The organism is Thioalkalivibrio sp. ALE11 (assembly GCF_000381205.1).
Lineage (GTDB): Bacteria > Pseudomonadota > Gammaproteobacteria > Ectothiorhodospirales > Ectothiorhodospiraceae > Thioalkalivibrio.
The window spans coordinates 85,989-108,656 of sequence record NZ_KB906165.1; the positions used below are offsets into that span (position 1 = coordinate 85,989).

The window sequence follows — 22,668 nt, forward strand, 5'->3', positions numbered from 1 at the left end:
GTTGCAAGCGATCAGTGTAGCAGGAGCGCTGCCGGTCCCGAAGTGACCATACCGTGAATCGCTTTCAACTCGATCAGGTCGGGACGGGGGCGCTGCGCACGCAGTCCCGGCCGGCGGTCTTGGCGGCGTACAGTGCGTCATCGGCGCGCTGCACCAGCGCGTCCAGCGATTCGTCACCCTGGCGACACGCCACGCCCACCGAGGCGGTTACGGTCAGCGAATCCGCCGGAAACAGATCGACGGGTTCCGCCCCCAGGCGCTCGCGAATCCGTTCCGCCAGCGCTCGCGCGCGCTCGAGGTCGCCGTGCGGCAGGACCGCGAGGAATTCTTCACCGCCCCAGCGGCCGGGGGTGCCACCGTCGCACAACTCGTCCTGCAGCAGGGCAGCGAAATGTTCCAGCACCCGATCGCCGGCACGATGGCCATGGGTGTCGTTGATCCGCTTGAACCAGTCGAGATCGAACAGGAGCACGCACAGGCCGGCATCCGCCCCGCCGCCAACTTCCAGCTGACGCCGGACCCGGCGCGCGAGGGCCCCGCGGTTGAACAGGCCGGTCAGCGGATCGCGAGTGGCCTGCCGGTAGAGCCGCAGCAGCATGTGCAGCTGACTCAGAGCGGCCCACACGGCTACCCCGGCCACCAGCACCAGCAGCCAGAGATTGCCCAGGGTGTCCCAGCGACCCAGATTGCCCATGGCCGCCTCGATGGCCATGTAGGCGGCGAGGATGACAACCGAACCGAACGCGCCTTCGCGCAGGGTCAGCGGGAAGATGGCCAGGGCCGCGACCGTGAGCGCCGGAAAGAAGGCGTAACCCGAGGCGAGCGCCGACTCGAGGTCGGAATTGATGATGAACCGCGCCATGGCATAGAGCGTCATCGGAATCGCCAGCAGCAGGGCGAGGCGCCACAGCGTGCCGCGGTAGCCGGTATCCTGGCGGCAACTCCACCACAGCACCAGTCCGGCGCCGGCCCCTGTGAGCCGCAGGATCATCGTGAGCAGGGCGTCCGGGGTATCCAGCAGGAAGAATTCGAGCGGCAGCCACAGGGGCAGACCGATGGCCAGCAACAGCGCGAGCGGCCGGATCCGGCGGCGGATGTAGTCCGCTCGCGTTTCCCGGAAGTCGGGCGCGTGACCGCCACCATGGACGAGATCGGGTAGATTCATCCGGATCAGGCGTTCACGCAGGGAGGCAGGGGAGGATTCCTCGGTCGGGACTTCCGGTTCGGTCGCCATGCCGCATTCCTTCGCTCGGGATTCGGCAAGCCTGCGGCGGGATCACGGCGAATGCAAAAGCCGCAGAACGGCACTCGGATTATTTGCCGATGCAGAACCCGGCGAAGATCTCGCCCAGCAGGGCCTCGTGGTCCTGGCGTCCGAGGAGGGCGTCCAGGGCCTGTTCGGCGCTGCGCAGTTCTTCGGCGGCGAGATCGCCGGGCAGTGCCGGGTCGATGCGTTCCAGGGCACTCGCGGCCGCCACCAGCCCGTCGAGGTGGCGCGCACGCACGCTGAAGCCGCCGTCCGTCTCGGGCGCCAGGCCCAGGCGCGCGGCAATCGCGTCGCGCAGCGCATCCAGTCCCTCGCCGGTGCGCGCGGAGATCACGAGCGCGTCGGCGTAGACAGAACCCTGCCGGTCATCGGCAAGATCGCTCTTGTTCCACACTACCAGGCGCGGCAGATCGGCCGGCAGGTCCTGTGGTATCCCGGCGTCGGGATCGGTGAGGTCACGCAGCTCGAGCACCAGATCGGCCGTCCGTCCGGCCTCGCGGGCCCGTTCCATGCCGATCCGCTCCACCGGATCCTCGCTCCCGTGCAGGCCGGCCGTATCCACCACCTCGACGGGAATGCCATGGATCGCGACCGGTGCCCGCAGCACGTCGCGCGTGGTCCCGGGCCGGTCGGTGACGATGGCAACCTCATCCTCTGCAAGGCGGTTCATCAGACTGGACTTGCCGGCGTTGGGTGGCCCGAGCAGCGCCAGTCGCAGACCGCGGTCCAGGTAGCGGCCGGGCCGCAGGCGTTCGATCAGCGCGCGGATCTGCGCCGCGAGTTCGGCCGCCGCCGGAGCCAGCGTCCCGGCCACATCCGACTCGAGATCGGTCTCGCCAAAGTCCAGTTCCGCCTCCATGTGGACCCGCAGGTCGCGGATGCGGCGGGAGACCGGCTGCAGCTCGGCCGCCAGGGCGCCGTCCAGACTGGAACGTGCGCGCCACGCCGCGCGCTCGGTCTGGGCGTGGATGAGATCGGCGACGGCCTCCGCCTGGGCCAGGTCCATGCGGCCATTGAGGAATGCGCGTTCGGTGTATTCGCCGGGGCGCGCACGACGCGCGCCCAGGGCCACGCAGGCCGCGACCAGCCGCTCCAGGAGTACGGGACTCCCGTGACCGTGGAATTCGACCACGTCCTCGCCGGTGTAGGAACGCGGGGCCGGGAAGAACAGCACCAGACCGTCGTCGATCAGCGCATCATCGACAGGATCCTGCAGGCGCACGTAATGGGCGTGCCGCGGCCGTGGATCAAGCCCGGCGATCCGCCGCGCCATTACCGCGGACTCGGGACCGGAAAGGCGCACCACCCCGATGCCGCCGGACCCCGGAGGGGTCGCGACCGCGACGATGGTGTCACCGTCCACGAAGGGTCACTCCTTCTGCTTGTCGGGGTCCGCGCCGGTCTCGATCTTGCGCGTGATGTACCACTGCTGCGCGATGGAGAACAGGTTGTTGGTGAACCAGTACAGCACCAGGCCCGCCGGGAAGAAGGCGAAGAACACGGTGAACACGAACGGCAGCGCCATGAAGATCTTCTGCTGAACCGGATCCATCGGCGGCGGGTTCAGCTTGTACTGCACGAACATGGACACGCCCATCAGGATCGGCAGGATGAAGAACGGATCGCGTGACGACAGATCCTGGATCCACAGCCACCAGGGGGCCTGACGCAGTTCGACACTCTCCAGCAGCACCCAGTACAGGGCGATGAACACCGGTATCTGCACCAGGATCGGGAGACAGCCGCCCAGCGGATTGATCTTCTCCTTCTTGTACAGGTCCATCAGCGCCTGGTTCATGCGCTGCTTGTCGTCCTTGTAGCGCTCCTTCAGCTCCTGCAGCTTGGGCGCGACCTTGCGCATGCGCGCCATGGAGCGGTAGCTGGTCGCCGAGAGCTTGAAGAAGGCCAGCTTGATCAGGATGGTCAGGATGACGATGGACCAGCCCCAGTTGCCGACGACCGCGTGGATCTTGTCCAGCAGCCAGAACAGCGGGCTGGAGAGGAAGGTGAACACCCCGTAATCGACCGTCAGTTGCAGGCCGTCCGCGATTTCGGCCAGCTCCGCCTGGGTCTTGGGGCCGACCCACAGGCGGGTATGGAACTGGCCGCTGTCGCCCGAGGCCACGCGCAGCGGCTCGGCCGAATGCAGGCCGATCAGGTACTCCTCGCCCACTTCCCCGGGGACCCCCCGGGCATAAAGGGCGTTGAGTTCCTCGGCGCCCGGGATCCAGGCCGACACGAAATAGTGCTCGATCATCGAGACCCAGCCACCCTCGATGCGATCCTCGACCGGATCGTCCGCCAGCGACTCGAAACGCTCGCGCTCGTAGCTGCCGTCGTACCAGGCCGCCCCGGTAAAGGTGTACAGCCACCAGGATTCACGGTCGGGGGTCTCGCCATGACGCAGCTGGCGATACTGGCGCCCGATCCAGGGATCGGCACTGTGGTTGTGGACCTCGTATTCCACCTCGATCAGGTGGGTGCCGCGGTTGAAGACGTAGGTCTTCACGACCTCGATCTCGCCGTCTTCCGAGGTCCAGCGCATCGGCACGCGCAGCTGATCCTGGCCTTCGCCCAGCTCGAAACGATCCTGATCGACCTCGAAGTCGGCGTGATGCGAGGGCGCGCGTCCTTCAGGATCGACACCCTCAACGCGGTCGTGGGTCAGGCCGCTCTGTGCGACATAACCGCGAATGCGGTGATCCATCAGGCGCACCGGCACCAGGGGGTCGTCGCGCAGATCCTGCGGGAACTGCAGCAGATCGGCCCGCAGGATCGTGCCACCGCGGGTATCGATCAGCAGGTCATGCTTGTCGGTCACCACCTGGATCTGAGGCCGCTCCGGGGCCGCGATGGGTTCCGGGGCATCCGTGGCCGGGTCGGCCTCGGGCTCGGCCGCCGCCTCCGGGGTATCCGGAACATCCTCCGGCCGCGCATCCGGATCTTCTTCCAGCTCGCGTTCGGCCGCGGTCTCGGTGGCCGGTCGAGTGCCGTAGTCATCGTTCCAGGCCATCCACATCAGGAACAGGATGAAGGCCAGGGTCAGCCACAGCAGGGGACGGATGTTATCCATGGGCGCGATTACTTCCGGGAAGGAGATTGGGAGTCGGGATCCCGCGGCGGGACCGGATCATAGCCGCCCGGTGACCAGGGATGACAGCGCAGGATGCGGCGCAGGCCCAGCCAGAATCCGCGCAGCACGCCGTGGGTCTCCACGGCTTCCACCGTGTAGGCGGAACACGTCGGGAAATGGCGGCAATGCGGCGCCATGAACGGCGAGATGCCGTACTGGTAGGCCCGCACGGGCAACAGGGCGATCTTGCGCAGCAGACGGCTCATCGGATGCGGTCCAGCAAATGGTCGATCTCGCGCCGCAGGGCTTCGGCTTCCACGTCACCCGCCCCGCCGCGCGCAAGGATGATGATATCCACCGGCGGCAGGTCGGTACGTCGCTGGCGAAAGGCCTCGCGGGCGATTCGCTTGATCCGGTTGCGCCGTACCGCGCGTCGGACATGGCGCTTGCCGATCGCCAGGCCCAGCCGCGCGGGGCCGTCCTCGCTCCGCGGGCGGTAAAGCAGGGTCAGGTGGCGCCCGCGCACCCGCCGTGCGTCCTGAAAGACGTAGCGGTAGTCACCGCCGGTCAGCAGGCGCGCGGCGCGCGGAAAGCCGGCCGGCGAGGACTGCGCGGGCACTCGGGCCGAGGCCGGGCGTTACGGCGTCAGGCGCTTGCGGCCCTTGGCCCGACGGGCATTGATGACCTTGCGACCGCCACGGGTGGCCATGCGGGCACGGAATCCGTGGGTTCGCGCGCGGACGAGACGGCTGGGCTGGAAGGTGCGCTTCATGATGATTCCGGAATGACTGGATGAAAGGCCGGTGAACCTACCCCGTGTAGCGCCACAAGTCAATCGTCCCCGGGGGATGCGGCTGGCGTGACCGGGCGCGGCGGGCGTAGACTGCACGCCTGTTTCGTATCCCTCATCGGAGAATATCGCGTGGCTTCCGACAGCCTTTGGAGGGCCTGCCTGGACCGCCTGCAGGACAAGGTCTCCGAACAGCAGCTCAATACCTGGCTGCGCCCCCTGCATGCGGATGAAAGTGGCGACACCCTGCGCCTTCTGGCCCCGAACCAGTTCGTGTTCGAGCATGTGCGCGACCATCTCCTCGGGACGATCGAAGAGGCGGTGGTGGAGATCGCCCCCGCCGGTTCCGGGGGTGACACGCCGGCCGTCCGTCTCGGGATCGGCGGCGAGGAACCGACGCCGGCAGCGGCAGGCGACGGGGCGGGCGCCAGCGGGACGCGGCCGGCCGAAGGGACCGGCACGCCGCCTCGCGCATCCGGACCGGTCAGCAACCTGAATCCGGCGTTCACCTTCGAGACCTTCGTCGAGGGGAAGTCCAACCAGCTGGCCAAGGCCGCCAGTCTGCAGGTCGCGGAAAATCCCGGGGTCGGCTACAACCCGCTGTTCATTTACGGGGGTGTCGGCCTGGGCAAGACCCATCTGATGCATGCGATCGGCAACAGCATCCTGGCGCGCCAGCCGGAGGGACGGATCATCTATCTGCATTCCGAGCGCTTCGTTGCAGACATGATCAAGGCGCTGCAGCACAACGCGATCGATGACTTCAAGCAGCACTACCGCAGTGCCGATGCGCTGCTGATCGACGATATCCAGTTCTTTGCCGGCAAGGAACGCTCGCAGGAGGAGTTCTTCCATACCTTCAACGCGCTCCTGGAAGGCCAGCAGCAGATCATCCTGACCTCCGACCGTTACCCCAAGGAAGTCGAGGGGCTGGAGGAGCGCCTGAAGTCCCGGTTCGGCTGGGGACTGACCATCGCGATCGAACCGCCGGAACTGGAAACCCGTGTCGCCATCCTGCAGCGCAAGGCGGAACAGGCAGGGATCGAACTGCCCAGCGAGGTGGCCTTCTTCATGGGCAAGCGGATCCGTTCGAACATCCGCGAACTGGAAGGTTCGCTGCGCCGGGTCCTGGCGAACGCCCACTTCACCGGCAAGCCGATTACGGTGGACTTCGCGAAGGAGGCACTGCGCGACCTGCTGGCGGTGCAGAACAAGCTGATTACGCTGGAAAACATCCAGAAGACGGTGGCCGATTACTACCGCATCAAGGTCGCGGATCTGCTGTCGACGCGGCGCAGCCGCTCCATCGCGCGGCCGCGTCAGGTCGCGATGGCTCTGGCCAAGGAACTGACCCAGCACAGCCTGCCGGAGATCGGTCAGGCCTTTGGCGGGCGCGATCACACCACGGTCATGCACGCCTGCCGCAAGATCGCGGAACTGCGCGAATCGGACGCGAGCCTGGACGAGGACTATTCCAATCTTCTGCGGACACTGAGCAGCTGACAGCCGGGTCGATGAACGAGCGCCGCGGGCTGTGGACAAGACGGTGGACAAGCTGTCCGGGTGACGGTGCATAAACCGTGGGCGAATGCGCAGGCGGAATCTGTCCACAGGTCGCGCACAGTTACCCCCAAGGGCTCACGGGACGGATAATTAGTAATAAGTAATTGTTTTACAAAGGGAAATATTCTTTTTCCCACAGGCTGACGCGTCAGTTATTACTACAAGTATTCATTTAGAAAGCTCTTACAACAGGACACGCCATGGAACTCTCATTCAACCGGGAAGCGATGACCGAGGCCCTGCAGCGGATCGTGGGTGCGGCCGAGAAACGGCTGACCATGCCGATCCTCGGGAATGTCCGCGTGCGGCCGGACGAGTCCGGGGGCATGCGGCTGGAGACCACGGACCTGGAACTGGCCTGGAGTGCCCATGCATCCGGGAACATCCCGGCGGAATGCGACACCACGGTCTCGGTGCGCAAGCTGCTGGATGTGGTGAAAGCCGCACCCGGCGAGAGCGAGATCCGGGCGAGCCTGGATGCCGAACGCATGAGTGTCGGTTTTGGCGGTTCTCGGTTTTCGCTCGCCACCCTGCCCGGGGCGGATTTCCCCGACTGGGAAGCCGGCGGAATCCTGGCCGCGGTGGATGTACCACAGAACCGCCTGCGGCGGTTGCTGGAGGCGACCATGTTCTCCATGGCGCAGCAGGATGTGCGTTACTACCTCCAGGGGCTGCTGCTCGTGGCCACCGGACACACCCTGCGGGCGGTCGCCACCGATGGCCATCGCCTCGCCCTGGCGGAGATCGAACTCGACCAGCCGGTGGAGAATCGCATCGAGCGGATCGTGCCGCGCAAGGCGGTGGCCGAGCTGAAGCGCAACCTCAACGACGAAGACCAGGCGGTGCGCATCGGGTTCGCCGAGGACCAGATCGTGTTCGAGCTGGGAACGGCGGTGTTGCGTTCCAAGGTGATCGAGGGGCGCTTCCCGGACTACGAACGGGTCATCCCTGCGGATCTCCCGGCGACCCTGGTGGTTGAACGGGAAGTGCTCAAAAGGGCGCTGGCGCGGGTCTCCATCGTCGCGAGTGACAAGTACCGGGGGGTGCGGATGGTCCTGGGACCGGCGGGCTGCCAGGTGATGACCCATAACGCCGATCGCGAGGAAGCACAGGAGTCGGTGGAAGCATCCTACGACGGGCCGGAAATGGAGATCGGCTTCAACCTCGGGTACCTGCAGGACGTGCTCAACGTGATCGAAACGGATTCAGTGCGGATCGGCCTTCGGGACGGGAACTCCTCGATCCTGATCCAGGCGGAACCGCCCGGCGGCGCGCGCTACGTGGTCATGCCGATGCGTCTGTAGCTGCGGACCCGGAGTGCTGGAAGAACTGCGTATCCAGGGCGTGCGCAACCTGGAGGCAACCCGGCTGCAGCTGAGTGGCGGATTCAACGTGTTCGCCGGGGCCAACGGTGCTGGCAAGACATCGGTGCTGGAGGCCTGTCACCTGTTGTCGGTCGGTCGGTCGTTTCGTACGCAGCAACTGCGCCGGGTGGTCCGCGAGGGGGAACACTACCTCGGCGTGGGAGGCACGGTGCGGGATCCGGTGAGCGGGACACGCCACCGGCTCGGTGTGGAATGGCAGGGAAGCCGACGCTCGCGTCTGGACGGGGAGTGGCTGCGGGGGCATGCGCGCGTGGCGGAATGGCTTCCCTCGCGGGTGCTGCACGCGGGCAGCTTCGACCTGGTGCGCGAAGGACCGGAAGAACGGCGACGCCTGCTGGACTGGGGGTGTTTTCACGGAATTGCCGGGTATCGCGAGGCATGGCAGCGCTGGCGGCGGGCCCACGAGCAACGCAACGCGGCGTTGCGTCAGGGACAGGGTCGCGCGGCGCGCGAATTCGAGGGGCCGCTGGTGGCGGCGGGTGAACGCGTGACCCGGGCGCGCGAAGATTATGTCGGGGAGTGGCGGGCACGGACGCTGGAAGCCGCGGGGAAGCTGGGATTCGAGGGGGACCTGGAAGGACTGGATCTGCGGCTGCGGCCGGGATGGGAACAGCGACGTTCGCTGGCGGAAGCGGTCGACCGCAGTCGGAGCACGGATGCGGAACGGGGGTTTGCACAGGTCGGGCCGCAGCGGGCCGACCTGGTGCTCAAACTGGCCGGAAGGGACGCGACGGAGGGATCGCGCGGGGAACAGAAACGGCTGGTGACGGCACTGGTGGTGGGCCAGGGTCTGATGCTGGAGGCGCGTACGGGGCGCTCGCCGCTGCTGTTGCTGGACGACGTTCTGTCGGAACTGGATCGAGGGGTGACGGCCGGGCTGCTCGGCGGGCTGGATATGCTGGGCTGGCAGGTCCTGCTGACCGCAGTGGATCACGGCGCGGTCGGGGACCGGGTTCGGGAGCCCCGGATGTTTCACGTGGAACACGGGCGGGTGGCTGCTCCGCCCGAGTGATGTTCCACGTGGAACATTCCTCCTCCTCCTTTTCAGCCGCCGACGCGCCAACCGCCAGAATCGGCCGGCTTTGCGGTACAATGACGGGATTGTCACCTGCCGGAAGCGCATCCATGGCCGACCACGAAATCCCCGCCGATCCCGCCGCCTATGATTCCAGCCAGATCCGTGTCCTCAAGGGCCTGGACGCGGTGCGCAAGCGTCCAGGGATGTACATCGGCGATACCGATGACGGCACCGGTCTGCACCACATGGTCTTCGAGGTGGTGGACAACTCCATCGACGAGGCCCTGGCCGGACACTGTGACAGCATCGAGGTCGTGATCCACGAGGACAACGCCGTCAGCGTTGCCGACAACGGCCGCGGCATCCCCACGGATGTGCACGAGGAAGAAGGCAAGTCGGCGGCCGAAGTCATCCTTACCGTCCTCCACGCCGGCGGCAAGTTCGACAACAATTCCTACAAGGTCTCGGGTGGCCTCCACGGGGTCGGCGTGTCGGTGGTCAACGCCCTGTCGGAAGAACTTCGCCTGGAGATCCATCGCGACGGCCAGCGGCACGAACAGATCTACCACCTCGGCGTACCGGAGACCGATCTGACCGTGGCGGGGGCGACCGAACGGCACGGCACCCGCATCTGGTTCCGACCCAGCAGCGAGATCTTCTCCGACATCGAGTTCCATTACGAGATCCTCGCCAAACGCCTGCGCGAGCTTTCGTTCCTCAACTCGGGGGTGCGCATCACGCTCCGAGACCTGCGTGACAACCGCGAAGAGACCTTCGTGTTCGAAGGCGGTATCCGTGCCTTCGTCGAACACCTGAACCAGAAAAAGACCGCCCTGCATCCCACGGTCATCTACGCCGACCAGATGCGGGATGATTACGCAGTAGAGATCGCCCTGCAGTGGAATGATTCGTATCAGGAGAATATCTTCTGCTACACCAACAACATTCCGCAGCGCGACGGTGGCAGCCACATGGCCGGTTTTCGCGCCGCGCTCACCCGCACGATCAACCAGTATCTCGAGCGTGAGGGTCTGACCAAAAAGGCGAAGGTCGCCACGGCCGGCGATGACATGCGGGAGGGTCTGACCGCGGTCCTGTCGGTGAAGGTTCCCGACCCCAAATTCTCGTCGCAGACCAAGGACAAGCTGGTCTCCTCCGAGGTGAAGCCGATCGTCGATTCGGTGCTCTCCGATGCGCTGGGCGCCTTCCTGCTGGAAAATCCGCCCGAGGCCAAGGCGATCACCGACAAGGTGCTGGATGCCGCCCGCGCCCGCGAGGCCGCGCGCAAGGCACGTGAAGTCACCCGTCGCAAGGGTGCCCTGGACGTTGCCGGCCTGCCCGGCAAGCTCGCCGACTGCCAGGAAAAGGACCCGTCCCGCTCGGAACTCTACCTGGTGGAGGGGGACTCGGCCGGCGGATCGGCCAAGCAGGGCCGCGACCGCCATTTCCAGGCGATCCTTCCGCTCAAGGGCAAGATCCTCAACGTGGAGCGCGCGCGTTTCGACCGCATGCTCGGTTCCGCCGAGGTGGGTACGCTGATCACCGCCCTGGGCTGCGGCATCGGCAAGGACGAATACGACCCCGACAAGCTGCGCTATCACCGCATCATCATCATGACCGACGCGGATGTCGACGGCTCGCATATCCGCACCCTGCTGCTGACCTTCTTCTTCCGTCAGATGCCGGAGCTGATCGAGCGCGGCCACGTCTACATCGCTCAGCCGCCGCTGTACAAGATCAAGCGCGGCAAGCGCGAGCAGTACATCCGCGACGAACAGGAGATGCAGCAGATCATCCACTCCCTGGCCCTGGACGGGGCGGCGCTGCATCCCGCCGCCGAGGCCCCCGCGATCACCGGCGAGGCGTTCGAGGACCTGATCCGCGCCTACCAGGCGGCCGCCGCGGCGGTCGGGCGTCTGGGACGTCTGTATGATCCTCGCGTCCTGTGGGGCATGCTCGAAGCGCCACCCATGCCGCGCCCGCGTTCGGTGACCGAACCTGCGGTTCAGCAGTGGTTCCAGGCGATTCTCGACGGACTGTCGAGTGACAAGGCGGGTGCCACGCGCTACGAACTGGAGGCCGATCGCGACCCCGACGGTCATGACCGGCTCGCACTCCATCGTCTCGAGCACGGCGCGCGGCTGTCGCAGCACCTCACCGACGACACCCTGGCCTCGCGCGATTTCCAGGCCATCCTCGATCTCTCCGAACGCCTGCAGAGCCTGCTGGACGAAGGGGCCTACATCCAGCGCGGCGAGCGACGCCACGAAATCGTCCGTTTCTCCGAAGCCATGGAATGGCTGCTGGCCGAAGGCCGGCGTGGGCTGTCCGTCCAGCGGTACAAGGGCCTCGGGGAAATGAACGCCGAGCAGCTGTGGGAGACGACCATGGACCCCGAATCCCGGCGCCTCCTGCAGGTCCGCGTGGAGGATGCGATTCGCGCGGACGAGATCTTCACCACCCTGATGGGCGACCAGGTCGAGCCGCGCCGCGACTTCATCGAGACCCGCGCGCTGAGCGCCGAAAACGTCGACATCTGACCCGCGCGCGTCGCCCGTGCTCGCCCTGCTGCTGACCCTTGTCGGCGCGATCGGACTCGTCTGGCTGGGGCGGACGGCGGCCCGTCTCGCCCACTGTCATCGCCAGGTCACCCGTGCCTGGGAGCAGTTCGATGTCCTGGTGTGCCAGCGTAATGCGCTTTTACCGCAGGCTCTGACCGAACTCGCGGTCCCGCCGGCCCGGCGCGCCGGCCTGGACACCGTCCTGGCGGCACAGGAATCCGCCCGCCGCCACGGCGATCCTCCGCAACTTGCGACGGCCGAGCGAGACCTGCGGAAGAACTGGGACCTGCTCGTCGAGGAATTCGGCGAATCCAACCGCGATCACTCCGGCGTCCGGCGTATCGAGGCCCTGGATGCAGCGATCACGGATGCCATTCGCCGCTACAATGCGGCCCTTGGCGCCTATCGCTCGCTGTGCCGAACCCCTCCGGGCGTAATGGTCGCGCGCCTGACCGCCCGTGGTTCCTACGCCCCACTGGAGCCCTCCCACCAGCGCGAGCGTGCACATTGATCAGTGTTTCCCTGACAGTGGCATAATCCCGTTCCCAAACATCGACCCCGGGAGCCGTCGTGTCCAATCCGTTGCTGAACGTGGATTCCCTGCCCGCGTTCCGGTCCATCGAGCCGGATCATGTGATCCCGGCCATTGATCAGTTGCTCGCCGACAATCGCCGCGAGATCGATGAACTCGTCGCCCGCGCCGGTGATCGCCCCACCTGGGACAATCTGGTCGCTCCTCTCCAGGACCTGGAAAACCGCCTGGAGACCGCGTGGTCACCGGTCAGCCATCTGAATTCGGTGATGAATTCGCCGGCCCTGCGCGAGGCCTACAATGCCTGCCTGCCCAGGTTGTCGGATTACGGTTCCTGGCTGTCGCAGCACCAGGGCCTGTACCAGGCCTTCCGCGCGCTGGCCGATGGCGATGAATACCCGCGGATTTCGCCGCAGCGGCGCAAGGTCATCGACGATGCCCTGCGTGACTTTCATCTGAGCGGTGTCGATCTGCCCGCGGAGGCGCGCGACCGTCTGCGAGCAATCGACGGGCGGCTCTCCGAGCTGACCGCCAGCTTCGAAGAGAATGTGCTGGACGCCACTCAGGCCTGGGCCCATCCGCTACATGAGGAGGGCGAACTCGCCGGCCTGTCCGATTCCGACCGCGCCCTGCTGGCCCGGAACGCCCGTGACCACGAACTGGACGCACCCTGGGCCGCCACCCTCGACTTCCCCAGCGTGCACGCCGTCCTCACTCACGCCGACGATCGCGCGCTGCGCGAACGCGTGTATCACGCCTTCGTCACCCGAGCCTCGGAGACCGGCCCGCACGACGTTGCCTACGACAACTCCGCCAACATGGTCGAAATCCTGCAGCTGCGCCAGGAAAAGGCCGAACTCACCGGTTTTCCCCGTTACGCCCATCGTTCGCTGGCGACCAAGATGGCCGAGACCCCGGAGCAGGTGGAGCAGTTTCTCGCCGATCTCGCCCGCCGCGCCCGTCCGCAGGCCGAACGTGACCGCGCCGAGCTGGAGCGTTTCGCCCGCGAGGAACTCGGTCTCGAGGAACTCCAGTCCTGGGATGTGGCCTGGGCCGCGGAGAAGATGCGCGAGCGCCGGCTGGGGCTGTCGCAGGAGATGCTGAAACCGTATTTCCCTGCCACCCGCGCCGTGGACGGTCTGTTCCGTCTGGTCGAACGCCTGTTCGGGGTCCGCTTCGAGGCCGATCCGGAGATCGAGACCTGGCACGACGACGTGACCTTCTACCGCATCTTCGGACCCGAGGGCGATGAACGCGCCGGCTTCTATCTGGACCTCTACGCTCGCCGCAACAAGCGCGGAGGCGCCTGGATGGATGTCTGCCGCCAGCGCTATGCGCGGGCTGACGGGTTGCAGCTGCCCGTGGCCTACATGACCTGCAATTCCACACCGCCGGTGGATGACCAGCCCGCCCTGTTCACCCACGACGAAGTGATCACGCTATTCCACGAATTCGGCCACGGTCTGCACCACATGCTGACCCGGGTCGACGAGCCCGAGATCGCCGGCATCAACGGGGTGGAATGGGATGCGGTCGAACTGCCCAGCCAGTTCATGGAAAACTGGTGCTGGGAGCGAGAAGCCCTGGACCTCTTCGCCCGGCATCACGCGACCGACGAGCCGATGCCCGACGATCTGTATGAACGCCTGCAGGGGACACGTCATTTTCATGCTGCCCTGCAGCTGTTGCGCCAGGTGGAGTTCTCCCTGTTCGACATGCGCCTGCACGACCGTCCGGCCCCGACGGATCCCGCCGAGATCCAGGATCTGCTGGATGCGGTACGCCAGGAGGTCGCGGTCTTCACTCCGCCGTCCTATAACCGTTTTCAGCACGGTTTCGCCCACATCTTCGCGGGGGGCTACGCCGCGGGTTACTACTCCTACAAGTGGGCCGAAGTGCTCTCGGCGGACGCCTTTGCCCGGTTCGAGGAGGAGGGCCTGTTCTCGCGCGAGGCCGGCGCCGATTACCTGCACGAGATCCTCGAGGCGGGGGCATCCCGCCCTGCCGCGGATTCCTTCCGCGCGTTCCGCGGCCGCGACCCGCAGATCGATGCGCTGCTGCGCCACAGTGGACTGGAGGAGAAGGCCGCGTGAAGATCGCCAGCTGGAACGTCAATTCCCTGAAGGTGCGCCTGCCCCAGGTCCTGTCATGGCTCGGCACGTCGCACACCGACATCCTCGCCCTGCAGGAGACCAAACTGACCGACGAAGCCTTCCCCGTGGCCGCCATCCACGAGGCCGGCTATCAGGTGGTCCATTCCGGCCAGAAAACCTATAACGGGGTCGCCATCCTGTCGCGAACCGAGGCCACCGACGTGGTGACCGATCCGCCCGGGCTCGACGACGCCCAGCGCCGCATCCTCGCCGCGACCATCGCCGGCGTGCGGGTGGTGAACCTGTATGTCGTCAATGGCGAGGCCGTGGATTCGGAAAAATACGCCTACAAGCTCGACTGGCTGTCGCGGGTCCGCAACTGGCTGGAAGAAGAGGCCAGGCACCACGAGAGGCTCGTGGTCCTAGGGGATTTCAATATCGCGCCGGACGACCGCGACGTCCACGACCCGGAGGCCTGGGAGGGCAAGGTCCTGTGTTCGGCACCCGAACGCGAAGCGTTACAGTCCCTGCAGGCCCTGGGGCTGCAGGATACGTTCCGCGCGTTCGATCAGCCCGAAGGTGAATTCTCCTGGTTCGACTACCGTGCCGCGTCCTTCCGCCGCAATCGCGGGCTGCGCATTGATCTGATCCTCGCGTCGGCGGCCCTCGCCAGCCGGCTGGCGGGAGCCGGTATCGACCGCGAACCCCGCGCCTGGGAACGCCCCTCCGACCATGCCCCGGTATGGGCGGAATTCACCGACGACTGACCCCGACGGACCCGCCGCCACCGGTACCACCACCCGTCACGGGAGGACCCATGCAGTACAAGGATCTGCGCGATTTCATCGACGGCCTGGAACAGCGGGGAGAGCTCCGCCGCATCCAGCGCGAGGTCAGCCCCGATCTGGAGATGACCGAGATCAGCGACCGCGTACTGCGCGCCGGCGGTCCCGCCCTGCTGTTCGAGAACCCGACCGGTTCCGACGTCCCGGTGCTGGCCAATCTGTTCGGTACGCCGGAACGGGTAGCCCTCGGCATGGGCGAGGATTCGGTGGAGGCGTTGCGCGAGGTCGGCCGCCTGCTCGCCTTTCTCAAGCAGCCGGATCCGCCCAGGGGTCTGAAGGCGGCCTGGGAGCAGCTCCCGGTGTTCCGCAAGGTCCTCGACATGGCGCCGAAGAAGGTGCGCAGTCCGGACTGCCAGCGACACGTGCTCGAGGGTGACGACGTCGACCTGAACCGACTGCCGGTGCAGACCTGCTGGCCGGGCGATGCCGGGCCCCTGATCACCTGGGGCCTGGTCGTGACCCGCGGCCCGGAGAAGACCCGACAGAACCTGGGCATCTATCGCCAGCAGGTCATCGGACGCAATCGCGTGATCATGCGCTGGCTGTCACACCGGGGTGGCGCGCTGGATTATCAGGAATGGTGCCGGGCCCACCCGGGCGAGCCGTTTCCGGTAGCCGTCGCCCTGGGTGCGGACCCGGCAACGATCCTGGGCGCGGTCACCCCGGTGCCGGATACCCTGTCGGAGTATGCCTTTGCCGGCCTGCTGCGCGGGCGCCGGACCGAACTGGCCACCTGCATCGGATCCGATCTGCAGGTCCCGGCTTCTGCGGAGTTCGTCCTCGAGGGGCATATCCATCCGGGCGATACTGCGCCGGAAGGTCCCTTCGGCGATCACACCGGATACTACAACGAGGTCGACGAATTCCCGGTCTTCACCATCGACCGGATTACCCACCGCGAACGGCCGATCTATCACTCGACCTACACTGGTCGCCCGCCCGACGAGCCGGCGATCCTCGGGGTCGCGCTCAACGAGGTCTTTGTTCCCATCCTGCAGAAGCAGTTTCCGGAGATCGTCGATTTCTACCTCCCGCCCGAAGGCTGCTCCTACCGCCTGGCGGTGGTCTCCATGCGCAAGCAGTATCCAGGCCATGCCAAGCGTGTGATGATGGGCGTCTGGAGTTTCCTGCGGCAGTTCATGTACACCAAGTTCGTCATCGTGGTCGACGAAGACGTGAACACCCGCGACTGGAAGGACGTGATCTGGGCGATCACCACCCGCATGGATCCGGTCCGCGATACCACGCTGGTCGAGAATACACCCATCGATTATCTGGATTTTGCCTCGCCGGTATCCGGTCTGGGATCCAAGATGGGGATGGATGCGACATCCAAATGGCCCGGCGAGACCGACCGCGAATGGGGCCGACCCATCAGCATGGATCCGGCCGTGAAGGAACGGGTGGACGCCATCTGGGACGAACTCGGGCTCTGAACCCGCCTACCGGGCTGCCCGTCGGCCAACGGTCGATGCCTCCGCCGGAAGGGGGGCGCAGGAAGGGGGGCAAGCCCGGGGATATTCGGGCCCGCCCCCCGGTTGCGGGACTCAGTCGCCCAGATGGGCGCCGTCTTCCGGTACCCGCGACCATGCCGCGATGTCCGAGCCCATCGCGCGGATCGTGCGTCCCATTACCGAACAGGTACCCTTGAATCCGCCGAAGGCGCCGCCACCGGAGATGCGACGAGAAGTGAAGTCCGCGACGGCTTCACCGTCCTCGTACAGGGTCCCTTCGGCTTCGCTGAAGGCACGGTGTCCGGACCAGGCATTCCCGTCGTTGCGCGCCTGGGTGATCTCCACCATCAGGACCTGGCCGCCGTCCGCCGGATTCGCGTCACCGCGCTCCTCGAAGCGAATGTCATGCCGTGCACCGAACTCCCGCACGAACTCCGGAAAGCGTTCTTCCAGCTCGCATTCATTGCGGATGGCCTGCGTCACCACCGCATCATCGCTGTAGGCGAAGCGCTCGGGCATCACGATGGTGACGGCCGGATCACTGACCGCCGGCGCCGCCTGCGCCTCCCCGCCCGAATCCCGGGTCTCGTTCGCGGCACAGCCACTCAGTGCCAGCAGGCCCGTTGCGGCCAGCACGCTCAGGTATTGCTTCTTTTGCATGGCTTTCTCCCCTTTGCCCATTGTGGTCTCGCAAAGTCTGCCCCAGAACCCACCCGTCATGCACCCTCCAAATCGGGGGGCCGGGCGGTCCTTGCGGTTGCTTGCGTTCCCCGGTTCTCTGCCCACAATGAACGCCTTTTCCGCATGGAGAATGCCCCATGGCCTTTGACGTCACCATCCAGCCCAGCGGCCACCAGTTCGAAGTCGAGGACGATGAAACCGTCCTCGAGGCCGGCTTGCGCCAGGGATTCGCGTTCCCCTACGGCTGCCGCAACGGCGCCTGCGGCTCGTGCAAGGGTCGGGTGCTCTCGGGCGAGGTGGATCACGGACCGAAACTGCCGCCCGGCATTACCGAGGCCGAGCTGGCCGACGGCCTGGCGTTGTTCTGCCAGGCGGTCCCGGTGGACGATCTGGAGATCGAGGTGCGCGAGATCGGCGCGGCCCGTGACATCGAGGTCAAGACACTGCCGTGCCGCGTGGCAGCCCTCAACCGCCTGGCCGATGACGTGATGGAACTCCGGATCCAGCTGCCCGCCCGGGAACGCCTGCAGTTCCTCGCCGGACAGTACCTCGATGTCCTGCTGAAAGGGGGCGAACGCCGCAGCTATTCCCTGGCCAACGCTCCGCACGACGACGAACAGCTGATTCTGCACGTGAAGTACGTCGAGGGCGGACGCTTCTCGGCCCATGTGTTCGAAGAGATGCAGCCCAAGGCCCTGCTGCGTATCGAAGGTCCCCTGGGGCAGTTCTTCGTGGATGAGGAATCCCCGCGCCCGCGCCTGTTCGTGGGCGGAGGGACCGGTTTCGGTCCGCTGAAGGGGATGCTGGACCACCTGGCGAACGAGGGGCTGGACCGGCGGCACCACCTGTTCTGGGGCGCGCGGGAGGCGGCGGGTATCTACGCCCCCGAGTGGCTGCAGGCGATGGCGGCGGCGGAACCGGAGCACTTCCGTTTTACCCCGGTGCTGTCCGATCATCCGCAGGACGAGGCGGCGGGCTTCGCCGCGCGGGCGGGACTGCCCCACGAGGCGGTGCTGGCCGAATATCCGGATCTGTCCGGCTTCGATGTCTACATGGCGGGGCCACCACCCATGGTCCATGCGGCCCGCGAGGCCTTCCGTGCAGCGGGCCTGCCCCCGGAACAGCTGTACTACGACAGTTTCGAGCCGGCGGGTGGCTCCTGACCGGGGGCACGGGACCCTGTTCGCCTGCGAACCGGCGCCTGCCGGTTTCGTGGGCGCGGGCCAGACCCTTTCTCAGCCGTCGCCGCCGTCCAGGCGCGCTGCGAGACGGCGTGCGGCCGCCAGCATGGATGCGTCGGTGGGATCCTCGGCCGTCTCCACCGCGGCCTTGAAGCCGAGCTCCTGCGCGATTTCGGCGATGCGCTCGCTGCCCACTACCAGGGGGGTCTTGCGCAGCCACATGCGCCCCAGCTTGCCAACCATCTCGTAGAGATTGCGCAGGCCCTCGCCCGAGGTGATGGTGATGATGTCGATCTGCCCGCGCGAGAACGCATACATCAGATCCCCGGTGTCCCCCTCCGGGCGCCCGCGCCGGTAGGCCTCGGCGAAGGTCACCGTGGCGCCGCGTTTGCGCAGGGTATCTCCCAGCAGCTCGCGCCCGCCGTCCCCGCGGAAGATCACCACCCGCTTGCCGCCCACCTCCTGCATGGCCGGTTCCGCCAGCAGCGCCTCGCTGTCAAAGCGGCGGGGCGGGGCGATGTCGGGCGCGTGGCCGAAACTGCGCAACTCCTGGGCCGTCCGGTTGCCGATCGCGGCGATGGCGGTCCCGGCGGGCCACTCACGATCCGCCAGCGCCAGGTTCATCACGCGCTGAACGGCGTTGGGGCTGATGAACACCGCAATATCGAACTGATCCAGCTCGTCCAGCACTGCGCGCAGATTGGTGGGATCGCTGGGTGCGAGGATCTCCAGCACGGGGAAGCGGATCACCCGGGCCCCTTCACCCTCCAGCGCCTCACAGAACGGTTCCGCCTGAGCGGCGGGCCGGGTCACCAGAATGCCCCGGTCGGCGAGGGTCGGGGCCCGGCTCCGGGCGGCGGTTTCGGCATCGGCCATGATGCGGTCCTCAGTGATCGTTCATTGCGGCGCGCAGGAGTTCCCCGGCGCCCAGTTCCAGCAGCTCGTCCGCCAGGCGGATGCCCAGTGCCTCGGCCTCGGCACGGGGCCCGCGTACCTCGCGCTGCAGCAGCTGGCTGCCATCGACCGCGCCCACCAGCCCGCGCAGCCACAGGCCACCGTCGGACTCGAGGATCGCATGGGCGGCCAGCGGTACCTGACAACCCCCCTCGAGCCGGCGGTTGAACGCGCGTTCCGCGCGTACGCGATCGCTGGTATCCGGATCATTCAGGCTGGCGATCCGTCCTTCCACCTCGTCATCCCCGTCGCGGCATTCGATCGCGATGGCCCCCTGACCGACGGCGGGCAGGCTGACCTCGGGTTCCAGGCAGTTGCGAATGCGCGCGTCGAAGCCGAGGCGCTTGAGTCCCGCCGCGGCCAGCAGGATCGCGTCGTATTCGCCGGCATCCAGCTTGCCCAGCCGCGTGTTCACGTTGCCGCGCAGGTCATGGACCTCCAGATCGGGCCGGCGGGCACGCAGCTGGCACTGGCGACGCAGGCTGGAGGAGCCGACCCGCGCGCCCTGCGGAAGCTCGTCCACGTGCCCGTAGTGATTCGACACGAACGCATCCAGCGGGTCCTCGCGATCGAGGATAACGGGCAGGGCCAGGCCTTCCGGAAGCTCCATCGGGACATCCTTGACCGAATGCACCGCGATATCCGCGCGATCTTCCAGCAGCGCGTTCTCCAGCTCCTTCACGAACAGACCCTTGCCGCCGATTTTCGCCAGCGGCGAGTCGAGTACGCGGTCGCCCTGAGTGGTCATGCCCACCAGTTCGACCGGCCGGTCGGGGTGTGCCGCGCGCAGGCGCTCGGCGACGTGTTCGGCCTGCCACATGGCCAGCGGACTCTTGCGGGTGGCGATGCGTAGCGGTTTCATGCAGTGTCCCGTTCGGGGAACCCGGCCGTTGGTTCCGGGTCCATAAAAACGACGTAGTATAACGGCTCGCAACCCGCAGCCGAAAAAACCGATGGACAAGTTCATGATGACACGCAACCGGATTCTCGCGGCCTTCGGCCTGGCCGCGGCCATGCTGTTCGCCGGTCCGGCTCAGGCGGAGCTGGAACGGGTGACCGACCTGCAGGCGCTCAAGGACAACGGCGAGCGCAAGCCCACCGTGGTGATGTTCACCGCCGAGAATTGCCCCTACTGCGAGCTCGCGAAGGAGGCCCATCTGGGTCCGATGAGCCGTGACGAGGCCCATTCCGACGTCAATATCCTCATGGTGGAGATGAACGGCGAAGAAGTCCGCGATTTCGATGGCAATACCATGCGTGGCTCCGAGCTGGGGAACCGGTACGGGGCCCGCGTGACCCCCACCCTGGTGGCGTTCGACGCCGGGGGCAATCCGGTCGGGCGCCCGCTGGTGGGCATTCCCAACGAGGAGCTCTACCGCAGTCAGGTGCGCATGCGCATCAACGCCGCACGCGAGGGCAGCTGACCCGAGCCACGTCCCGCCGGACCGGACCCGCGCGGATCAGGCCCGCCCGGATCACACCCGGGTGTGCCGCCGCAGAAACTCGCGCACCCGGGCCAGCTGCCGCCGGCTCACCGGTACCGGTTCGCGCCCGTCACGAAACCGCAGACGATGGTCCCCGGCGTTGCGGGTCTCCAGGCCCGCGACGTTCCGGGCCACCGCCAGGGCCCCGCGGTGCACGCGCAGCACCTCGTCCCCCAGGGCCTGCTCCAGATCCTGCAGCCGAGCCTCGACGAAGCCCTCGAGGTCCCGCCCGCGTGCGACTACGCAGCCATCCTCGGTGACGAAACAGTCGATCGCATCCAGCTGCACCGACTCTTCGCGCCGGCCGATGCGCAGGCGTATGGCCGGCGGATCGTCCGGTTGTGCGGATCCGGCCGTTGACTGCCGGGCCCGTTCCAGAGCCTGCTCCAGTCGCTCCCGGCGTACGGGCTTGAGCACGTAGTCGCGCACCCCCGCTTCGAAGGCCTGCAGGCCGAAAGCCTCGTGTGCGGTGACCAGGATCACGACCAATTCGGGATGGCTCCGCGCGAGTTCGCCCGCCAGCTCGATCCCGCGCTCGCCGGGCATCTCGATGTCCAGCAGCAGCGCTCCCGGCCGGTGGGTCTGCAGAGCCGTGCGTACCTGGCCGGCGTCCGCGGCTTCCGCCACCACCCGGTGGCCCAGTTCGGTCACAAGGTCGCGCAGCCGCTCGCGCGCGACCGGTTCGTCATCCGCAATCAGCAATTCCATGGATCAGCGTCTCCCTCGTCGATCCTGCGGCGTGCGGGGTATCTGCAGCCGGACCCGGAATTCGTCTTCGTCGCGTTGCGCCTGAAGCGATGCGCGATCGCCGAAGGCGTGGCGCAGGCGCAGCCGGACCGCGTCGCTGGCGGTTCCGGTACCGGCCGGAGCAGCCACCTCCGGCAGGCTGTTGCGGATCTCGACGGTCAGCGTATCCCGTTCCGGGTGGATCCGGATTCCCAGATGGCCCTGTCCGCGGGCCGGAGCGATCCCGTGCTGGATCGCGTTCTCCACCAGCGGCAGCAGCACCAGGGACGGGATCTGCTGTTCCAGCGCCGGGTCCTGCTCGGGCCACTCCCGGTCGATCCGGAACTGCCCGCCCAGGCGTGTCTGCTCCACCCGCAGATAGCCCTCGACCACGGCCAGCTCCTCGCGGAGCGAATGGCGGTCGGCGCCATTGAACGCGGCACGAAACAGATCCGCGAGGTCCAGGGTGACCTGCTCCGCGCGCGAGGGATCCGTCCGGCACAGCCCGGCGATCGTGTTCATGCTGTTGTAGAGGAAATGCGGCCGCAGGCGTGCCCGCATGGCCTGTTCCCGCGCCTGCGCCACGGCCCGGGTCTCGCGCTGCCAGGCCGCCTGCAGATACAGGTAGTGCATCGCGACCAGGCTCAGGATCACCGCGATGCCCAGCACCGGCAGACGCAGCTCGGGATCTGCCAGCTGCACCGACTCGGCGGCGCGCTGCACCAGCGCGGTATTGACGATGGGGACCAGCGGCGGCAGCACGATCTGCAGGGTCAGCGGGCCACGCCGCAGCAGACGCTGCAGCAGACACAGGATCAGCAGACTGGTGAGCGCGACCCAGAAGATGAACAGGGCATACAGCGCCAGGGTGCCCGCCCAGTCGCCGGTCCCCGGTCGCAGCAGGGTGATCGCCAGCGCCAGCAGCACCGCCAGCATGAGCACCCGCAGCAGGGTCTCCGCGCCACAGAAATCCGGCAGTGGCGAGACGCGTTCCGCGCGGGCCTCGAGCGCCGGCGTGTTCCCGCTGGACGAACCCGGTTCCGGGCGCATGGCAGTCGCTC

General features: G+C 66.9%; 21 protein-coding genes. 10 read left to right on the forward strand and 11 right to left on the reverse strand.

Going from position 1 to position 22,668, the window contains the following annotated elements:
• Positions 1 to 73: 73 nt before the first annotated feature.
• The 6 genes from F620_RS0102525 to rpmH form a co-directional block, all read right to left on the reverse strand.
• A complete protein-coding gene (locus tag F620_RS0102525) occupies positions 74 to 1,234 on the reverse strand; it encodes a diguanylate cyclase (RefSeq protein WP_019569330.1) in 1,161 nt (386 codons plus the stop codon).
• Positions 1,235 to 1,313: 79 nt separating this feature from the next.
• Positions 1,314 to 2,630 carry a tRNA uridine-5-carboxymethylaminomethyl(34) synthesis GTPase MnmE gene (mnmE, locus tag F620_RS0102530; protein ID WP_019569331.1) on the reverse strand — a complete coding sequence of 439 codons (1,317 nt, stop codon included), beginning with the start codon at positions 2,628 to 2,630 and terminating at the stop codon, positions 1,314 to 1,316.
• 6 nt (positions 2,631 to 2,636) lie between these two features.
• Positions 2,637 to 4,340, reverse strand: coding sequence for a membrane protein insertase YidC (yidC, locus tag F620_RS0102535; RefSeq protein WP_019569332.1), 1,704 nt, complete (start codon positions 4,338 to 4,340; stop codon positions 2,637 to 2,639).
• Positions 4,341 to 4,348: 8 nt separating this feature from the next.
• A complete protein-coding gene (gene yidD, locus F620_RS0102540; protein ID WP_018868892.1) occupies positions 4,349 to 4,606 on the reverse strand; it encodes a membrane protein insertion efficiency factor YidD in 258 nt (85 codons plus the stop codon).
• A complete protein-coding gene (gene rnpA / locus F620_RS0102545) occupies positions 4,603 to 4,959 on the reverse strand; it encodes a ribonuclease P protein component (protein WP_018868891.1) in 357 nt (118 codons plus the stop codon). Before rnpA ends, yidD begins: the two co-directional genes overlap by 4 nt.
• A gap of 18 nt (positions 4,960 to 4,977) precedes the next feature.
• A complete protein-coding gene (gene rpmH / locus F620_RS0102550) occupies positions 4,978 to 5,112 on the reverse strand; it encodes a 50S ribosomal protein L34 (protein ID WP_018868890.1) in 135 nt (44 codons plus the stop codon).
• A 150-nt stretch (positions 5,113 to 5,262) separates the two neighbouring features.
• On the opposite strand from rpmH, the gene dnaA reads away from it, so the two are divergent.
• From dnaA to ubiD, 8 genes are all read left to right on the forward strand, one after another.
• Entirely contained in the window at positions 5,263 to 6,633 is a 1,371-nt protein-coding gene (gene dnaA / locus F620_RS0102555) for a chromosomal replication initiator protein DnaA (protein ID WP_018868889.1), read from the forward strand.
• Between the two features lie 260 nt (positions 6,634 to 6,893).
• Positions 6,894 to 7,997, forward strand: coding sequence for a DNA polymerase III subunit beta (dnaN, locus tag F620_RS0102560; RefSeq protein ID WP_019569333.1), 1,104 nt, complete (start codon positions 6,894 to 6,896; stop codon positions 7,995 to 7,997).
• Positions 7,998 to 8,010: 13 nt separating this feature from the next.
• Positions 8,011 to 9,090, forward strand: a complete 1,080-nt coding sequence (locus tag F620_RS0102565) for a DNA replication/repair protein RecF (RefSeq protein WP_019569334.1) — start codon at positions 8,011 to 8,013, stop codon at positions 9,088 to 9,090.
• 113 nt (positions 9,091 to 9,203) lie between these two features.
• Complete coding sequence (gene gyrB, locus F620_RS0102570; RefSeq protein WP_019569335.1) at positions 9,204 to 11,636, forward strand: DNA topoisomerase (ATP-hydrolyzing) subunit B; 2,433 nt, start codon at positions 9,204 to 9,206, stop codon at positions 11,634 to 11,636.
• 16 nt (positions 11,637 to 11,652) lie between these two features.
• A complete protein-coding gene (locus F620_RS0102575; protein WP_019569336.1) occupies positions 11,653 to 12,168 on the forward strand; it encodes a hypothetical protein in 516 nt (171 codons plus the stop codon).
• 59 nt (positions 12,169 to 12,227) lie between these two features.
• Complete coding sequence (locus tag F620_RS0102580; protein ID WP_019569337.1) at positions 12,228 to 14,282, forward strand: M3 family metallopeptidase; 2,055 nt, start codon at positions 12,228 to 12,230, stop codon at positions 14,280 to 14,282.
• A complete protein-coding gene (gene xth / locus F620_RS0102585) occupies positions 14,279 to 15,049 on the forward strand; it encodes an exodeoxyribonuclease III (RefSeq protein WP_019569338.1) in 771 nt (256 codons plus the stop codon). The genes F620_RS0102580 and xth overlap by 4 nt, the downstream gene beginning before the upstream one ends.
• Positions 15,050 to 15,099: 50 nt before the next feature.
• Positions 15,100 to 16,563, forward strand: coding sequence for a 4-hydroxy-3-polyprenylbenzoate decarboxylase (gene ubiD, locus F620_RS0102590; RefSeq protein ID WP_019569339.1), 1,464 nt, complete (start codon positions 15,100 to 15,102; stop codon positions 16,561 to 16,563).
• A gap of 111 nt (positions 16,564 to 16,674) precedes the next feature.
• Here ubiD and F620_RS0102595 read toward each other — a convergent pair whose 3' ends face one another.
• Positions 16,675 to 17,241: a hypothetical protein gene (locus F620_RS0102595; protein WP_019569340.1), complete on the reverse strand. Its 567-nt coding sequence runs from the start codon at positions 17,239 to 17,241 to the stop codon at positions 16,675 to 16,677.
• 158 nt (positions 17,242 to 17,399) lie between these two features.
• Here F620_RS0102595 and F620_RS0102600 point away from each other — a divergent pair, with 158 nt between their 5' ends.
• Positions 17,400 to 18,425 carry a CDP-6-deoxy-delta-3,4-glucoseen reductase gene (locus F620_RS0102600; RefSeq protein WP_019569341.1) on the forward strand — a complete coding sequence of 342 codons (1,026 nt, stop codon included), beginning with the start codon at positions 17,400 to 17,402 and terminating at the stop codon, positions 18,423 to 18,425.
• Between the two features lie 72 nt (positions 18,426 to 18,497).
• Here F620_RS0102600 and F620_RS0102605 read toward each other — a convergent pair whose 3' ends face one another.
• A complete protein-coding gene (locus F620_RS0102605) occupies positions 18,498 to 19,319 on the reverse strand; it encodes a uroporphyrinogen-III synthase (RefSeq protein ID WP_019569342.1) in 822 nt (273 codons plus the stop codon).
• 10 nt (positions 19,320 to 19,329) lie between these two features.
• A complete protein-coding gene (hemC, locus tag F620_RS0102610) occupies positions 19,330 to 20,259 on the reverse strand; it encodes a hydroxymethylbilane synthase (RefSeq protein ID WP_019569343.1) in 930 nt (309 codons plus the stop codon).
• A gap of 91 nt (positions 20,260 to 20,350) precedes the next feature.
• Between hemC and F620_RS0102615 the strand changes: the two genes are divergently transcribed.
• Positions 20,351 to 20,821, forward strand: coding sequence for a thioredoxin fold domain-containing protein (locus F620_RS0102615; protein WP_019569344.1), 471 nt, complete (start codon positions 20,351 to 20,353; stop codon positions 20,819 to 20,821).
• 51 nt (positions 20,822 to 20,872) lie between these two features.
• Here F620_RS0102615 and F620_RS0102620 read toward each other — a convergent pair whose 3' ends face one another.
• Together F620_RS0102620 and F620_RS0102625 are read right to left on the reverse strand one after the other, a co-directional pair.
• Positions 20,873 to 21,589 (reverse strand): LytTR family DNA-binding domain-containing protein, encoded by a 717-nt coding sequence (locus F620_RS0102620; protein ID WP_019569345.1) that lies wholly within the window; start codon positions 21,587 to 21,589, stop codon positions 20,873 to 20,875.
• Positions 21,590 to 21,592: 3 nt separating this feature from the next.
• Positions 21,593 to 22,657 carry a sensor histidine kinase gene (locus F620_RS0102625; RefSeq protein ID WP_019569346.1) on the reverse strand — a complete coding sequence of 355 codons (1,065 nt, stop codon included), beginning with the start codon at positions 22,655 to 22,657 and terminating at the stop codon, positions 21,593 to 21,595.
• Between the last annotated feature and the right edge of the window lie 11 nt (positions 22,658 to 22,668).

Coding starts and splice junctions, on each gene's coding strand:
- F620_RS0102525 (WP_019569330.1), bottom strand. CDS start 1,234: ATGGCGACCGAACCGGAAGTCCCGACCGAGGAATCCTCCCCTGCCTCC.
- yidC (WP_019569332.1), bottom strand. CDS start 4,340: ATGGATAACATCCGTCCCCTGCTGTGGCTGACCCTGGCCTTCATCCTG.
- rpmH (WP_018868890.1), bottom strand. CDS start 5,112: ATGAAGCGCACCTTCCAGCCCAGCCGTCTCGTCCGCGCGCGAACCCAC.
- dnaN (WP_019569333.1), top strand. CDS start 6,894: ATGGAACTCTCATTCAACCGGGAAGCGATGACCGAGGCCCTGCAGCGG.
- F620_RS0102615 (WP_019569344.1), top strand. CDS start 20,351: ATGGACAAGTTCATGATGACACGCAACCGGATTCTCGCGGCCTTCGGC.
- F620_RS0102605 (WP_019569342.1), bottom strand. CDS start 19,319: ATGGCCGATGCCGAAACCGCCGCCCGGAGCCGGGCCCCGACCCTCGCC.
- F620_RS0102620 (WP_019569345.1), bottom strand. CDS start 21,589: ATGGAATTGCTGATTGCGGATGACGAACCGGTCGCGCGCGAGCGGCTG.
- hemC (WP_019569343.1), bottom strand. CDS start 20,259: ATGAAACCGCTACGCATCGCCACCCGCAAGAGTCCGCTGGCCATGTGG.
- ubiD (WP_019569339.1), top strand. CDS start 15,100: ATGCAGTACAAGGATCTGCGCGATTTCATCGACGGCCTGGAACAGCGG.
- gyrB (WP_019569335.1), top strand. CDS start 9,204: ATGGCCGACCACGAAATCCCCGCCGATCCCGCCGCCTATGATTCCAGC.
- F620_RS0102600 (WP_019569341.1), top strand. CDS start 17,400: ATGGCCTTTGACGTCACCATCCAGCCCAGCGGCCACCAGTTCGAAGTC.
- F620_RS0102625 (WP_019569346.1), bottom strand. CDS start 22,657: ATGCGCCCGGAACCGGGTTCGTCCAGCGGGAACACGCCGGCGCTCGAG.
- yidD (WP_018868892.1), bottom strand. CDS start 4,606: ATGAGCCGTCTGCTGCGCAAGATCGCCCTGTTGCCCGTGCGGGCCTAC.
- F620_RS0102595 (WP_019569340.1), bottom strand. CDS start 17,241: ATGCAAAAGAAGCAATACCTGAGCGTGCTGGCCGCAACGGGCCTGCTG.